Source organism: Pseudarthrobacter linnaei (assembly GCF_055412825.1).
The window spans coordinates 313780-327842 of record NZ_JBVAYX010000002.1 but is presented as its reverse complement, the minus strand read 5'-3'; the positions used below and the strand labels follow the sequence as shown (position 1 = coordinate 327842).

At 68.0% G+C, this 14063-nt stretch carries 12 protein-coding genes and 1 riboswitch; of the genes, 3 read left to right on the top strand and 9 right to left on the bottom strand.

What is annotated here, in order from left to right; all coding sequences use genetic code 11:
• Positions 1-18 precede the first annotated feature (18 nt).
• Complete coding sequence (gene paaK, locus ACZYZ3_RS03525; protein WP_463962452.1) at positions 19-1347, bottom strand: phenylacetate--CoA ligase PaaK; 1329 nt, start codon at positions 1345-1347, stop codon at positions 19-21.
• Between the two features lie 15 nt (positions 1348-1362).
• Positions 1363-1890, bottom strand: coding sequence for a hotdog fold thioesterase (locus ACZYZ3_RS03520; RefSeq protein WP_463962451.1), 528 nt, complete (start codon positions 1888-1890; stop codon positions 1363-1365).
• 538 nt (positions 1891-2428) lie between these two features.
• Between ACZYZ3_RS03520 and pta the strand changes: the two genes are divergently transcribed.
• Complete coding sequence (pta, locus tag ACZYZ3_RS03515) at positions 2429-4540, top strand: phosphate acetyltransferase (RefSeq protein ID WP_463962450.1); 2112 nt, start codon at positions 2429-2431, stop codon at positions 4538-4540.
• An 87-nt stretch (positions 4541-4627) separates the two neighbouring features.
• Here pta and ACZYZ3_RS03510 read toward each other — a convergent pair whose 3' ends face one another.
• The gene (locus ACZYZ3_RS03510) at positions 4628-4903 is read right to left on the bottom strand and encodes a hypothetical protein (protein ID WP_463962449.1); all 276 of its coding nucleotides are present in this window, start codon (positions 4901-4903) and stop codon (positions 4628-4630) included.
• Positions 4904-5112: 209 nt separating this feature from the next.
• On the opposite strand from ACZYZ3_RS03510, the gene ACZYZ3_RS03505 reads away from it, so the two are divergent.
• Positions 5113-6285, top strand: coding sequence for an acetate kinase (locus ACZYZ3_RS03505; protein WP_463962448.1), 1173 nt, complete (start codon positions 5113-5115; stop codon positions 6283-6285).
• A gap of 319 nt (positions 6286-6604) precedes the next feature.
• Here ACZYZ3_RS03505 and ACZYZ3_RS03500 read toward each other — a convergent pair whose 3' ends face one another.
• Together ACZYZ3_RS03500 and ACZYZ3_RS03495 are read right to left on the bottom strand one after the other, a co-directional pair.
• Complete coding sequence (locus ACZYZ3_RS03500) at positions 6605-7180, bottom strand: class F sortase (RefSeq protein ID WP_463962447.1); 576 nt, start codon at positions 7178-7180, stop codon at positions 6605-6607.
• Positions 7181-7318: 138 nt separating this feature from the next.
• Positions 7319-8548: an ice-binding family protein gene (locus ACZYZ3_RS03495; RefSeq protein ID WP_463962446.1), complete on the bottom strand. Its 1230-nt coding sequence runs from the start codon at positions 8546-8548 to the stop codon at positions 7319-7321.
• Between the two features lie 154 nt (positions 8549-8702).
• Positions 8703-8777: riboswitch (cyclic di-GMP riboswitch) on the bottom strand.
• A gap of 294 nt (positions 8778-9071) precedes the next feature.
• Here ACZYZ3_RS03495 and ACZYZ3_RS03490 point away from each other — a divergent pair.
• On the top strand, positions 9072-9671 hold the full coding sequence (locus tag ACZYZ3_RS03490) for a GNAT family N-acetyltransferase (protein WP_463962445.1): 600 nt from the start codon (positions 9072-9074) through the stop codon (positions 9669-9671).
• Between the two features lie 63 nt (positions 9672-9734).
• Here ACZYZ3_RS03490 and ACZYZ3_RS03485 read toward each other — a convergent pair whose 3' ends face one another.
• From ACZYZ3_RS03485 to hpaE, 4 genes are all read right to left on the bottom strand, one after another.
• Positions 9735-10565: an HpcH/HpaI aldolase family protein gene (locus ACZYZ3_RS03485; protein WP_463962444.1), complete on the bottom strand. Its 831-nt coding sequence runs from the start codon at positions 10563-10565 to the stop codon at positions 9735-9737.
• Positions 10550-11335, bottom strand: a complete 786-nt coding sequence (hpaH, locus tag ACZYZ3_RS03480) for a 2-oxo-hept-4-ene-1,7-dioate hydratase (protein WP_463962443.1) — start codon at positions 11333-11335, stop codon at positions 10550-10552. Before hpaH ends, ACZYZ3_RS03485 begins: the two co-directional genes overlap by 16 nt.
• Positions 11336-11337: 2 nt before the next feature.
• The gene (gene hpaD / locus ACZYZ3_RS03475) at positions 11338-12417 is read right to left on the bottom strand and encodes a 3,4-dihydroxyphenylacetate 2,3-dioxygenase (protein ID WP_463962442.1); all 1080 of its coding nucleotides are present in this window, start codon (positions 12415-12417) and stop codon (positions 11338-11340) included.
• Positions 12418-12489: 72 nt separating this feature from the next.
• Positions 12490-14022 carry a 5-carboxymethyl-2-hydroxymuconate semialdehyde dehydrogenase gene (hpaE, locus tag ACZYZ3_RS03470; protein ID WP_463962441.1) on the bottom strand — a complete coding sequence of 511 codons (1533 nt, stop codon included), beginning with the start codon at positions 14020-14022 and terminating at the stop codon, positions 12490-12492.
• Positions 14023-14063 lie beyond the last annotated feature (41 nt).

Genomic DNA, 14063 nt, shown 5'->3' with positions numbered 1-14063 from the left:
GGGCTGAACGTCATATGGTCAGGCCTTGGGACGCATGTCGTAGATCCGGCGGAGCTTGCCGTTGGACCGCTCCAGGGAGCCGGGCTCGACGACGTCGACGGCGCAGGAGGAGCCGACGTGGATCTTGATCTGCTGCATCAGGACCTTGGCCGCGGCCGCGCCGCCCTCGACCGTGACGGTGTCGCGGCGTTCAATCTTGACGGTCATCTGGTCCATCCGATGGCCCTCGGGCCGGGTGAGTTCCAGCTGGAAGTGCGGGCTGAGCTCGGGGATCCGCAGTGCGATCTCCTCAATCTGTGAGGGGAACAGGTTCACGCCGCGCAGGATGATCATGTCGTCGCTGCGGCCGGTGATGCGGCCCATGCGGCGGTGCGCGGGGCGCGCGGTGCCGGGCAGCAGCCGGGTGAGGTCCTTGGTGCGGTACCGGATGATCGGCAGCGCTTCCTTCGTGAGGGAGGTGAAGACCAGCTCGCCGTGTTCGCCGTCGCCCAGGACCACGGAGGGGTCGAAGGCGTCGATGATTTCGGGGCGGAAGTGGTCCTCCCAGATGTGGCTGCCGTCCTGGGTTTCCACGGCCTCGCCGGCAACGCCCGGGCCCATGACCTCGGAGAGCCCGTAGATGTCGCAGGCCTTGATGTTCATGGTCACTTCGAGCTCGTGGCGCATTTCCTCGGTCCACGGCTCGGCACCCAGCACGGCGTACTTGAGCGAGGTGGAGGCCGGGTCGATGCCCTGTTTCATCATGGCGTCGGCGATGGTCAGCAGGTAGGTCGGGGTGGCCAGGATCGCGTCGGGCTTGAAGTCCTGGATGAGCGTGATCTGGCGTTCGGTCTGGCCGCCCGAGATCGGGATGACCGTGCAGCCGAGGGCCTCGGCGCCGGCGTGGGCGCCCATGCCGCCGGTGAACAGGCCGTAGCCGTAGGCGTTGTGGACCTTCATTCCGGGGCGGACGCCGGACGCGCGCAGCGACCGTGCCACGAGCTTGGCCCAGTCGGCAAGGTCCTTCTTGGTGTAGCCGACGACGGTGGCGCGGCCGGTGGTGCCGGAGCTCGCGTGGATGCGGGCCACCTCGTGCTGCGGGACGGCGAACATGCCGAAGGGGTACTCCAAGCGGAGGTCTTCCTTGGTGGTGAAGGGGAACTTGCCCAGGTCGGAGAGCTCGTGGAGGTCCGTGGGGTGGACGCCGGCTTCGTCGAACTTGCGCTTGTACAGGGGAACACGGTCGTAGGCGTAGGCCACGGTGTGCTGGAGCCGGCTGAGCTGCAAGGCCTCAAGCTCGTCGCGGGAGATGGTTTCTTCGCGGTCCAGGACTGCATCACTGGTGGGTGCGACGGTTTCTTGGGTCATCTGGGGTTCCTGCTTCTATTTCTTGGAGATGGTGCGGCTGCGGCCGCGGAACTCGGCGACGAGTTCGCCCGGGAGGATGTCGGTGGGGAGTTCGCCCGGGACCGTGGTGGCCGGGACCGTGACGGCTGGTGAGGACGCTGTGACCGGTGCGGTGCCCGCGACCGGATCGGCGGCGTAGATCTGGATGTCGTAGAGGCCGCTGCGTCCGGTGCTGGCGCGGCGGTTGGCGACGGCGGTCAGCACCTGGCCGCGGAACGCGGGCTTGAGGAAGTTGATATCAACGCCGGACGCCACCGTGATGTTGCCTTCCTCGGCCGGGTCCGGGCTGGCCGGGTTGCAGGCCAGTGCGAAGGCGGTGTCGCCGAAGGCGAAGATCATTCCGCCGTGGGCCATACCGAAGCCGTTCAGCATTTCCTGCCGGAGCGGCATGCGGATCGTCGCATGTCCGTCGTCCAGCGCCACAACTTCGATGCCCATCCACTCCGAGGCGTAGTCGTCTTTAAGGATGGGATGGGTGTCACCGGAAACCGTCAATCCAGCCATGCGTCATTGCCTCCAGCTTTATTTACCGAATGTTCATTAGGTAATCCCATTATGGCGCCCGCTGTCAAGAGCGGGCGGGCGCATGAAGCTCAAGGCGGACCCGGCGAGGCGTGCGGAAGACGCCCGGAAGCGCCCGGAAAACCAGCTGCGAACTACAAGGTAGGCGGTCCGGCACGCGGTCCGGCACGCGGCCCGGCACGCGGTCCGGCACGCGGTCCGGCAACCGGCCCGGCACGCGGTCCGGCACGCGGTCCGGCAGCCGCTCAGGCTGAGCCGGAAGGCGCGGTCAGTCCCGTTCGAATGCGGGCCCACCAGGCTGTGCCGCCGACGTCCCGGAGCTCAATGCGCAGCGTTTCCACGAGTTCCTCCGCTCTGACCACCCAATCACTGGGTCCCCCCACACCGGCTGGCGGGCAGCAGAGGGGGTAAGCGGCCAAAGTCCCGCGGTCAGCCTGCGGGCGCCGCATGGAGAAACGGCAGCAACAAGTGAAAGTATGGAGGGACCGAGCACCACCACGGCACAACCTAAGGGCGAACCATGGCCAAAGGAATCTACGTCAGCGCGACCACGCCGGGCTCCGGGAAGTCGCTCATAGCCCTCGGGCTGGCGGACACCCTGCACCGGCACGCGGACCGCATCGGCTTCTTCAAACCTGTGGTCAACGGCCACGACGCCGCGTCGGACCCTATGGTGGCGCTGATGAAGTCCCGGTTCAACCTCGACGACGCACGCTGCCGCGGCGGCCTGACCTTCCCCGAGGTCCGCAGCCTGCTCGCGGAGGGCAAGCGCGAGGAGATCGACACCCGCTGCGTGGAGATTTTCGCCGAGATGGCCCGGCACTGCGACGTCGTGATCGTGGAGGGGACCGATCTGACCGGCCAGGATGCCGCCGTCGAGTTCGACCTCAATGCCCGGCTGGCCAACAACCTCGCCGCCCCGGTCGTCGCCGTCGTCGGCGCCAAGGGCCGCACCGTCGCCGAGACCGTCGACGCCGTCGAGGTGGCCCGCAAGGAACTCGTCGCCGAGCGGTGCACGCTGCTGGCCATCATGGTCAACCGCGCCGACCCGGAGGACCTCGAGGCCATCGCCGCCGCGGTCCGTCCGGGCACCTCCGGCCGTCCGGTTTACGTCCTGCCCGAGCTCGAGGAGATCGCCCGGCCCACCACCGGCGAGGTCGCGGCCGCCATGGGGATCGGCCAGGTGGCCGGCCTCGCGGACCTGGAACGCGACGTCCGCTCGGTGAAGGTGGCGGCCATGAGCGTCGCCAACTTCCTGCACGTGCTCGACGACGGCGCGCTGGTAATCGTGCCCGGTGACCGCGCCGACGTGCTCGTCGCCTGCCTGGCGTCCTCGTTCTCGCCGGAGTTCCCGGTGCCCTCAGCCCTGATCCTCACCGGCGGCCTGGCCCCGGACGCCACCATCTACTCCCTGCTGGCGCAGGCCCCGTTCCCGATCTTCGCCGCCCCCGACGACACCTACGTGACCGCCAAACGGGTCTCCGAGGTCCGCAGTGAGATCTGGTCCGGGCACCGCCGCAAGGTCGCCTCCGCCCTGGGTCTGTGGGCCCGGCGGGTCGACGAGGCGGAGCTGCTGGAGCGGCTGCACCTGCCGCGGCTGGAGCGGATGACGCCGCTGCGCTTCCTGCACGACCTGATCGAGCGGGCCCGTTCCGAGCGCCGCCACATCGTGCTGCCGGAGGGCACGGATGTCCGCATCCTGCGTGCCGCGGAAATCCTGCACCGCCGCGACGTCTGCGAATTGACCCTGCTGGGCCGCGAATCCGAGGTCCGCGAGCTCGCCTCCACCCAGGGCATCGACCTGTCCGGCATCCACATCATCGACCCGGCCACCTCGGAGCTGCGCCAGGGGTTCGCGGAGAAATACGCGGAGCTGCGGGCGCACAAGGGCGTGGACCTTGCCAAGGCCCTCGAGGTCATGCTGGATGGGAGCTACTTCGGCACCATGATGGTCCAGCTGGGAGTGGTGGACGGGATGGTCTCGGGCGCCGCCCACACCACCGCGCACACCATCCGGCCGGCGCTGGAGTTCGTCAAGACACGCGACGGCGTCAAGATTGTCTCGTCCGTGTTCCTGATGCTGATGCCGGACCGGGTTCTGGTCTACGGCGACTGCGCCGTGAACCCGGAGCCCAACGTGCAGCAGCTCGCGGACATCGCGGTGGCCTCGGCGGAAACCGCGGCCCAGTTCGGTGTGGATCCGCGGGTGGCCATGCTGTCCTACTCCACCGGCGGCTCGGGCGCCGGGGAAGCCGTGGACGCGGTCCGCCAGGCCACCGAGCTCGTGCGGTCACGCCGCCCGGACCTCGCCGTGGAAGGGCCCATCCAGTACGACGCCGCCGTCGACGCCGCCATCGCCGAGTCGAAGATGCCGGGGTCGTCCGTGGCCGGGCAGGCGACGGTCTTCATCTTTCCGGACCTCAACACCGGCAACAACACCTACAAGGCGGTCCAGCAGTCCTCCGGGGCGGTCGCCGTCGGGCCGGTGCTGCAGGGCCTGCGCAAGCCGGTCAACGACCTTTCGCGCGGCTGCACCGTGGAGGACATCGTCAACACGGTGGCCATCACCGCCATCCAGGCGCAGTCCGCGGAGGCCGCCGCCGATCCGGCCCCCGCGGCCGCCCATGCCTAGCCGGCGGTACTTCGGTCGGCGGGATCCGGGTCAGCTGTTCCACGGGTCAGCTGTTCCGGTCGGCTGTTTCTGTCAGCTGTTCTCCGGTCAGCTGTTCGCCGGCTCCACCGGGCTGTCGGGATCTTCCTGCTCCGCGGGCTCGTCGGCCAGTCCCGACGGCGTGAGATCCAGGTCCTCCAGGTTTTCCGGGGCCTCGGGGGCTTCTCCGGTCTCGGCGGCTTTGAGGTCCCCGGTGTCGTCCAGGGCCGGGTTCGCGCCCTCGACGCCGGTCGGATCCGCCTTGCCGGACCCGCTGGTCGGCTCCGCGCCCTCCGGCCCGGTGCCCTCCGGCGTGGTCTCTGGCTGCGTGGTCTCGTTAGTCATGGAAATCCCTTCGTGAGTGGTCCAGTTGCTCCGCCGACTCTAGGCGCCCGCCGCGGCTTACGCAACGAATCGGCGCCCCCGCCACTCCGGCAAAAAATAGTCCGGCAATTTATAGTGGGTCCCACGGAGCGCTCCGCCAGGTTCATCCGTGTTGCCCGTCCCGGCGCGCCCTTCGTGGTCAGCGCAGAAGCCAAGGCGTAGGAGGCCCCATGCTCGTGCTCGTTATCAACTCAGGCTCGTCCTCGCTCAAGTACCAGGTCCGCGACGTCGAAGCCGGCAGTGTGCTGGCCGAGGGGCTGGTCGAGAAGATCGGCATGGGCGCCGGCGGCGAGGGTGACGGCGAGATCGAGGGCCCGCGCGACCACGCCGAGGCACTCGAACAGGTGGACGCCGAGATCCACGCGGCCCTGGGTGGCCGGGTGCTCGACGCCGTCGGGCACCGGGTGGTGCACGGCGGGGAGCGCTTCTCCGAACCGGTCCTGGTCAACAACGAGATCACCCGCGCCATCGAGCGGCTCAACCCGCTGGCGCCGCTGCACAACCCGGCGAACGTGCTCGGCATCCGCGCGATCTCCAAGAAGTGGCCGGAGATGCCGCAGGTCGCCGTGTTCGACACCGCCTTCCACCGCACCCTGCCAGAGCACGCCTGGCGCTACGCGGTGCCGGAGGAGCTCTACGCCAACCACGGTATCCGCCGTTACGGCTTCCACGGCACCTCGCATGAATACGTCGCGCACCGGGCGGCGGCGCTGCTGGATGTCCCGCTGGAGGAGTTCGACGCCGTCATCGCCCACCTGGGTAACGGGGCCTCGGTCACGGCGATCCGCGGCGGTGCGTCCGTGGACACCTCGATGGGCTTCACCCCGCTGGAGGGCCTCGTGATGGGCACCCGTTCCGGGGACCTCGACCCGTCCATCCTCGTCTTCCTCGGCCGGGCCGGCTGGTCCCCGGAGGACCTCGACGCCCTGCTTAACCGCCAGTCCGGACTCAAGGCCCTGGCCGGCAACAACGACATGCGCTCCGTGGTGGAAGCCGCGGAGGCCGGCGACGCCCGGGCCGCCATGGCGCTCGCCGTCGCCTCCTACCGGCTCGCGAAGTACATCGGCGGCTATCACGTGGCCGTCGGAGGCGCGAAGGCCCTGGTCTTCACCGCCGGGATCGGGGAGAACTCGCACCAGTTCCGCGCCCTCGTGGCGGAGCGGCTGGGCGCCCTGGGCGTGCTGCTCGACGACGGCCTGAACCGTCAGCGCTCCAAGGAGCCCCGCGTGATCTCCACGGCGTCCTCGGCCATCCCGGTGCTCGTGGTCCCCACCGACGAGGAGCGCGCAATCGCCGAGGCCACGGCCGCCGTCGTCACCCACCCAGCATCGGTTGCTCCGTAACGGCCCTTTTGGGGGCTCATAACGGCATTTGTGGAGCAGTCGATGGTCTGCCCACCCATCGGTTGCTCCGTAACGGCCGTGTTGGGGCTCATAACGGCATTTGTGGAGCAGTCGATGGTAGCCCCCTCATCGGTTGCTCCGTAACTGCCCTGTGGGGGGGGGTCATCAAGGGGACGCCGGGTCCAGGGCCTCTCGGTCTGTGCGCTTGCAACCAGACACCGAATTCACCGAAGGACGGTGCGAGGTGAACTTAAACCTGCCGTAGTCAGTCGGCACTCCGGCCGCCGTCGAGATGTCTCCGCAACCCGCGTCGGTACCGTCAGGGGACGGGTTTCAAGTCCGCCGTGACGACAATGTTGGTTCCCTGGAGGTCGGCGGTGTAGCAGCTGACCAGGATCAGCCGGCCGGGGACCCTGATCCAGATGGGACTGTCCCGGAGCGTGTATTTGTTTTCTGTGGTCACCGTCTTGACGGTGTAGGTTGCCGGTCCGGCCGCTGTAGTGACGGTGAGCTGATCCCCCGGCTGTGCCTGGCTGCTGAGATGGTTAAAGGCTGAGTCGCGGCCCTCCCAGCTGTGGCCGATGAGGTACGTCGTGTCCGTGGAACCGGGGCTGCCGTAGGGCGTGAGCCAGTACGCGTCCGTGGTCAGCGGGGGAACGATTGTCGCCTGCGGTCCCAGGTCCTGGGGTGTCAGGGGGAGCACGTCCTGGTCCATGCCGATGACCGGATAGGTGATGTGCAGCGGCGGGGATCCTTGCGAAGGTTTGGCGCTCGGCGGAGACTCGGCAGGTGCAAGAGCTGTCGTCACGATGCCGGGTTCCGCTGCAGGAAGCGGCGAGGCCGGCCCTGCCGTGAGGACGACCGCGGCGGCCACCGCGGCCGCTAGCAGGGCCAACCCGGATATTATTCCGGTGCGTGGCCGGCAGCGGGCGGAAGCTGGGGCGGGCGCACCTTCGGTGACTGTCTCGTCCTTCACCGGAAGATGCGCCTGCCGCCGACTTGGGTGCCCCAAACAGTTGTCGCCGACCCGGGGTTACCGGTTCCGTCCGAACAGGCGCCTTCCACCAGCCAACATCCAGACCCCGATCAGGCCGGTCGCCGCAGCCGCTGCGCCGAGAACCGTCCCCGCGTTTGCGGACGTGGCTTCCACCGCAGTGTCAATATTCACACCACGATCAGCTTCCGTGTCCGCATCTGTGTCTGTATCAGTATTGGTGCCCGCGCCGGTGCCTGTGTCCGTGCCGGTGCCTAAGTCCGTGCCCGTCCCCGTGCCCGCGCCGGTGCCCGTGCCGGTGCCCGTGCCTGTGTCCGTGCCGGTGCCGGTGCCCGTGCCGGTGCCCGTGCTGGTCCCCGTGCCCGTGCTGGTCCCCGTGCCGGTGCCCGTGCTGGTCCCCGTGCCGGTGCCCGTGCTGGTGCCGGTGCCGGTGCCGGTGGCAGTGCCGGTTCGGGTCCCGGTGCCCGAAGCCGGGCCTGCGCCGGTCCCTGTGCCCGAACCCGGGCCTGCGTTTCCGGTGGGCGACGGCGATGCTGTGGGAGTTGTGGAAGGGGTCGGCGATGCTGTCACAGCCGGGGACGACGATGCTGATGCTGAGGGGGTTGTTGAGGCCGAGGGCGACGCTGTGGCGCAGCCCGGGGCCGTGAAGACGTTTGTATCCAGCGACACCTGCCCGTTCCGGGCCAGTGCCCTGCCCTGGACCGTTGTGCCGGTGGTCGCCGTGATCGAGGTCAGGGCCAGTATGTTGCCGTTGAACGTTGACGCCGTGCCCAGGGTGGCGGAGCTGCCGACCTGCCAGTAGATATTGCAGGCCTGGGCGCTGTTGGTCAGGACGATGCTGCTTGCCGTGGCGGTCGTCAGGGTTGAGGCGACCTGGAAGATGAACACCGAGTTCGGGTTTCCCTGTCCGTTCAGGGTCAGCGCGCCGCTGACGGAGAGCGGGCCGGAGGATTTGTAGACGCCCGGGGTCAGGGTTTTCCCGACCAGGTCACCGGCGACACTGGCGGTCATGGCCCGGCCTGCTGCGTCGTCGTAAGCGGTGGTCAGGTCGGACTGGGCTTGGAGGGCGTGCGCGTCGGCCGCGTGGGTGGCTCCGGCGACGAGACCCGGCTCAAAGCCCGTGATCGCGCTTCCGGGGTTCACCCCGAGGTCTCCGGCCAACGTTGTCGGCCCGGTGTTGGTGACCGTTGTTCCGCCCAGGACGGAGTAGGAAGCAGCCGTCCCCAGCCCCACCGGGGCGTCAGCGGCGTAGGCCGGAGACAACCCCACGGCTGCCCACGTCAGCAGGACCGTTGTTCCCAGGGCGGCCCCCGTTGCAACCCGGGGTCCTGCTCGATGGCCTCGCGCTCGGGATCCGCTACCGGATTGGATCTGAATGTGGCTGTGCCCAGGGGAGATCGAAAGCATCGTGGAATCCTTGCTGCTCGGCGGCCCGGCCAACCGCGAGGGTCCCGTAGCTTTGCGTCCCGGGTTCGCACCCGGTTTGCCCTTATCGACGAGCGGACGCTCAATCTGTCGCAACCCTAACAGCAGTAAGTATGCTTCTATTGGCATTTTGGCCGGATTTCCACAAATTGAAATTCATGTCGCCAGAGGCGTCCTGAAGCCCCAACTAATGCAGCTTGCGCCGTAGGAACAGCGATCCGGGATATGGCCGTGCCGGCGCCTTCCCGGTTGGTCAGGCCGCCGGACCCGAACGGAATAGCCATCACACGCATCGGTTGCTCCGTAACTGCCCTTTTGGGGGCTCAAAAGGGCGCTTATGGAGCAGTCGATGGGTAGCGTTGGGGGCATGACGGAACCCAAGCCCCTCCCGCTGCCGCTCCGGACCGGACGGCTGGTGCTTCGGCGCTTCGTGGCCGGGGACCTGGACGCGTATTACGCGTGCCATTCGCTGCCCGAGACCGCCCGGTTCCTCCCTGGGGAGGCGAAGAGCTACACCAAGTCCATGGAGTCCGTGGTCAAGTACGCCAACTTCGTCTTCGAAAAAGAGGGGGATTGGATCTGCCTGGCCATCGAGGCCGCGGATTCGCCCGGCCTGCTCGGCGAGGTGGTGCTGAAGTGGCTGCCGGGTTGCGGTCAGGCCGAGATCGGCTGGAGCCTCGCCCCGGAAGCCCGCGGCAAGGGCATCGCGACGGAAGCCGCCGAAGCCCTGCTGAGTCTGGGCTTCGAGGAACTCCACTTCCACCGGATCGACGCCAAGCTCGATGCGCTGAACACGGCATCGGCGGCGCTGTGCGAACGCCTAGGCATGCGGCTGGAATCCACCCAGGTGGACAAGTGGCACTACAAGGGTCAGTGGGCCACGGAAGTGCTCTACGCCATGCTCGAGCACGAATGGAAGGCCCGGCACCCCGCGTCCGACAACCGCGCTGAGGGCTCACCCAGTTGACGCAAATGGCCGCTATGTGAGGTCCCATAGCGGCCATTTGCGTCGAGCGGGTGCAGGAACGCGTCAGTAGCTGGCGGGGGTGTCGCCGCCGTCGCTGTCGCCGTCGTCCGGCCGGATGAACGCCGCGGCGAGTGCCTCGGAGCCGCGGGCCAGCAACGCCACATCGGCGCCCACCAGCACAAACGAGGCGCCGGAGGCCAGGTAGCGGTGCGCGGTGGCGGGGTTGAAGGCGTTCACTCCGGCGGGTTTGCCGGCCGCCCTCGCAACGGCCAGGCAGTGCTCGACGGCGGCGCGCACCCGGGGATGTTCCTGCTGGCCCAGCAGCCCCATGGAGGCCGCGAGGTCGGAGGGCCCGAGGAAGATGCCGTCCACGCCGTCGACGGCGAGGATCCCGTCCACCGCGTCGACAGCGGCCGTGGACTCGATCTGGACTGTGACGCTGATGGTCTCGGAGGCCGTGGCAAGGTAGTCCGGGACCCGGTTCCAGCGTGCGGCGCGCGCCAGGGCGGAACCGACGCCGCGCACGCCGTGCGGAGGGTAACGGGTGGCGCCCACGGCGGCCTCCGCCTCGGCCACCGAATTCACCATGGGGATCAGCAGGTTCTGCACCCCCAGGTCCAGGTACTGCTTGATCACCACGGTGTCGTTCACCGGCGGCCGCACCAAAACATGGACCGGGTAGCCGTGGATCGCCTGCAGCTGGGCGAGGATGGACTCGAGTCCGTTGGGGCTGTGTTCGGCGTCCACCAGCAGCCAGTCCAGGCCGGAGCCGGCGCAGAGCTCGGCCACCAGGGGGCTGCCGGAACAGACCCACATCCCAACCAGCGGGCGGCCGGCATCGCCGGTTTGGTTGCGCAGTGCGCCCCGGAAAGAAGGTTCTACTCGAAGCGGCATGTGACAACTCCCAAGGGTCCGTAGTCGGCGTGGACGGTATCGCCCTTGTACACCCAGAGGGGCCGGGTGAAGGAGCCGGCGAGGATGATGTCGCCGGCCTTCATGCCGTCCCCGTGGGCGGCGATCTTGTTGGCCAGCCAGTGCACCCCGTTGGCGGGGTGGTCCAGGACGCCGGCGGCGACGCCGGTTTCCTCCACGGTCTGGTTCTTGTAGAGGATGGCCGAGACCCAGCGCAGGTCCACGGCATCCGGGCGGACCGGGTTCCCGCCGATCACCATGGCCCCCATCGCGGCATTGTCCGAGATGGTGTCCACGATGGTCCGGCCCTCCATTTCGATGCGGGAGTCCAGGATTTCCAGGGCCGGAATGACGTAGTCCGTGGCGTTCAGGACATCGAAGATGGTGCAGCCCGGACCGGACAGGTCCTTCTTCAGCACGAACGCCAGCTCCACCTCCACTCGGGGATGGCTGTACTGGTCCCACGCCACCGAGCAGCCCGTCTCCAGCACCATGTCATCGAAGATGGCGCCGTAGTCCGGCTCGGTGATGCCAGTGGCGGCCTGCATCGCCTTGGAGGTGAGGCCGATCTTGCGGCCCACCAGCTTCCGCCCGGCGTCCTCGTTGCGGCGCCGCCACAGCTGCTGGACGGCATAGGAGTCCTCGACTGTCATCCCCGGATAGCGGGCGGTCAGCAGCGGGACCGGAGTCCGGCTCCGGCCGGCCTCCAGCAGCTCATCGGCGATGGCCTCAATCGTCATGGCATCCAGCATGGCTAGAGCTGCGTCCCGAGCTTGAAGCCCTCGGCTGCGCTTTCGGCGTCCTTGCGGGTGTAGGAGAACCCGTCGGCGCCGACGGTCACGGCCAGCTCGGAGGCGTCGGTGCGGACGACGACGGGCTGCGGGTTGCCGTCGAGGTCCAGGACCAGGGAGGCTTCGGTGTACCAGGACGGGACCACGGGGTTGCCCCACCAGTCGCGGCGCTGGTTGTCGTGGACGTCCCAGGTGATGGTGGGGTTGTCCGGGTCGCCGGTGTAGTAGTCCTGGGTGTAGATCTCCACGCGGTGGCCGTCCGGATCCAGGATGTAGAGGTAGAAGGCGTTGGACACGCCATGCCGGCCGGGGCCGCGTTCGATCCGGTCCGAAATGCGCAGCGCGCCCATCTTGTCGCAGATCTGGATGATGTTGTGCTTCTCATGGGTGGCGAACGCGACGTGGTGCATCCGCGGGCCATTGCCGCCGGTCAGGGCGGTGTCGTGCACGGTCTGCTTGCGGTGCATCCAGACCGCGTAGCTGACGCCGTCGGAATCCTGGATGTCCTCCGAGACCCGGAAGCCGAGGTCCTCCAGGTATTTCCGGCCGCGCGGCACGTCCGGGGTGACCTGGTTGAAGTGGTCCAGCCGGACCAGTTCGCCGGCGGAGTAGAGGTCGTAGCGCTGGGTGAGGCGTTCGACGTGCTCCACGTCGTAGAAGAACTCGTAGGGGAAGCCCAGCGGGTCCTCCACGCGGACGGAGTCGCCGATGCCCTTGGTGAAACCGTCCTTGCGGCGTTCGGTGCGGCAGCCGAGTTCCTTGTAATAGGCCTCGGCGGCGTCCACCTCGGCAGGGGACTTCACCCGGTAGGCGAAGGCGGCAACCGCCGCAATCGGTCCCTTGCGCAGCACCAGGTTGTGGTGGATGAACTCCTCCAGGGAGCGCAGGTAGATGTTGTTCTCGTCCTCCTCGGTGACGTGCAGGCCAAGGAGGTCAACGTAGAACTCGCGGGACTTGGCGAGGTCGGTGACCACGATCTCCATGTAGGCGCAGCGGACGATGTCCGGCGCGGGGACCGAGGGCTTGGGGATGACGTTGCTCATGGTGTTCTCTCTTCGTTGAGGGGCGGTGGTTGATGCACGACGACGGCGGGCCGGCTTGGGCGGCTGCGTCGCCTAGGCGCCGGACTTGGGGGTGTCGCCGAATTTAGGGGTGTGCACGGTGCCGAGGGTGATGTGGACGGCCTGCTGGTCGGTGTAGAAGTCGATGGAACGGTATCCGCCCTCGTGGCCGAGCCCGGAGGACTTGACCCCGCCGAAGGGGGTGCGGAGGTCCCGGACGTTGTGGCTGTTCAGCCAGACCATCCCGGCCTCGACATTTTGCGAGAAGTTGTGCGCCCGGGTGAGGTTCTGGGTCCAGATGTACGCGGCGAGCCCGTACTTCGTGTTGTTCGCCAGGGCGAGGGCTTCTTCGTCGCTGTCGAACGGGGTGATCGCGACGACGGGACCGAAGATCTCCTCCTGGAAGATCCGCGCATCCGGGGCGACGTCGGCGAAGACGGTCGGCGCGATGTAGTTGCCCTCCGGGAGGTGCTCCGGGCGGCCGCCGCCGGCCAGCAGCCGGCCCTCGGACTTGCCGATCTCCACGTAGCGGGCCACCTTGGCATAGTGTTCCGGGTGGACCAGGGCGCCCACCTCGGTCTTCGGGTCATGCGGGTCACCGACCACGATGTTCTTCGCCCGGGCGGCGTACTTCTCGCAGAACTCCTCGTAGACGGCGCGCTCCACCAGGATCCGGGACCCGGCGGTGCAGCGCTCGCCGTTGAGCGAGAAGACCCCGAACAGGGCCGAGTCGATCGCGGCGTCGAGGTCGGCGTCGGCGAACACGACGCACGGTGACTTGCCGCCGAGCTCCATGGACAGGCCCTTGAGGTTCTCCGCGGCGTTGCGGAAGATCGTCTGCCCGGTGGTCGTTTCGCCGGTGAAGGAGATCAGCGGCACGTCCGGGTGTTTGACCAGGGCGTCGCCTGCTTCCTCGCCCAGGCCGTTGACCAGGTTGAACACCCCGTCGGGCAGGCCGGCGTCCTTGAAGATCTGCGCCCAGAGCGAGGCCGAGAGCGGCGTGAACTCGGCCGGTTTGAGGACCACGGTGTTGCCGGTGGCCAGCGCGGGCGCCAGCTTCCAGGACTCCAGCATGAACGGGGTGTTCCACGGCGTGATGAGGCCGGCGACGCCGATCGGCTTGCGGTTCACGTAGTTGATCTGCGCGCCGGGGACCTTCATGGCGTCGTCGAACTGCGCCACAATCAGGTCCGCGAAGAACCGGAAGTTCTCCGCCGCCCGGAGGGCCTGGCCCTTGGCCTGGGTGATCGGCAGGCCGGTGTCGAAAGTCTCCAGCTCGGCGAGGCGCGACTCCTGCGCCTCGACGGCATCGGCGATCTTGTTCAGGATCCGGGCGCGTTCCCGCGGTTTCATCTTCGGCCACGGGCCGGTGGTGAAGGCCTTGCGGGCAGCGGCGACGGCGAGGTCGATGTCCTCTTTCTGGCCCGCGGCGGCCGTGGCGTAATTGGTGTTGGACACCGGGTCCAGGACATCGAAGGTCCTGCCGCTGACGGAATCAACGAATTCGCCGTCGATGTAGTGCTGGATGTGGGTGGTCAGGTCCTGCGGGACGTAGTGGGTGGCGGTCTCAGGGGCTGTGAACGTCATTGTTTTCCTTACTGAACTGATAGTGCAGCGCTGATCACTCC

Bases quoted from the DNA above. Each gene is read 5' to 3' on its own strand.
- paaK (WP_463962452.1), bottom strand. From the start codon at position 1,347: ATGACCCAAGAAACCGTCGCACCCACCAGTGATGCAGTCCTGGACCGC.
- ACZYZ3_RS03520 (WP_463962451.1), bottom strand. From the start codon at position 1,890: ATGGCTGGATTGACGGTTTCCGGTGACACCCATCCCATCCTTAAAGAC.
- pta (WP_463962450.1), top strand. From the start codon at position 2,429: ATGGCCAAAGGAATCTACGTCAGCGCGACCACGCCGGGCTCCGGGAAG.
- ACZYZ3_RS03510 (WP_463962449.1), bottom strand. From the start codon at position 4,903: ATGACTAACGAGACCACGCAGCCAGAGACCACGCCGGAGGGCACCGGG.
- ACZYZ3_RS03505 (WP_463962448.1), top strand. From the start codon at position 5,113: ATGCTCGTGCTCGTTATCAACTCAGGCTCGTCCTCGCTCAAGTACCAG.
- ACZYZ3_RS03490 (WP_463962445.1), top strand. From the start codon at position 9,072: ATGACGGAACCCAAGCCCCTCCCGCTGCCGCTCCGGACCGGACGGCTG.
- ACZYZ3_RS03485 (WP_463962444.1), bottom strand. From the start codon at position 10,565: ATGCCGCTTCGAGTAGAACCTTCTTTCCGGGGCGCACTGCGCAACCAA.
- hpaH (WP_463962443.1), bottom strand. From the start codon at position 11,335: ATGCTGGATGCCATGACGATTGAGGCCATCGCCGATGAGCTGCTGGAG.
- hpaD (WP_463962442.1), bottom strand. From the start codon at position 12,417: ATGAGCAACGTCATCCCCAAGCCCTCGGTCCCCGCGCCGGACATCGTC.
- hpaE (WP_463962441.1), bottom strand. From the start codon at position 14,022: ATGACGTTCACAGCCCCTGAGACCGCCACCCACTACGTCCCGCAGGAC.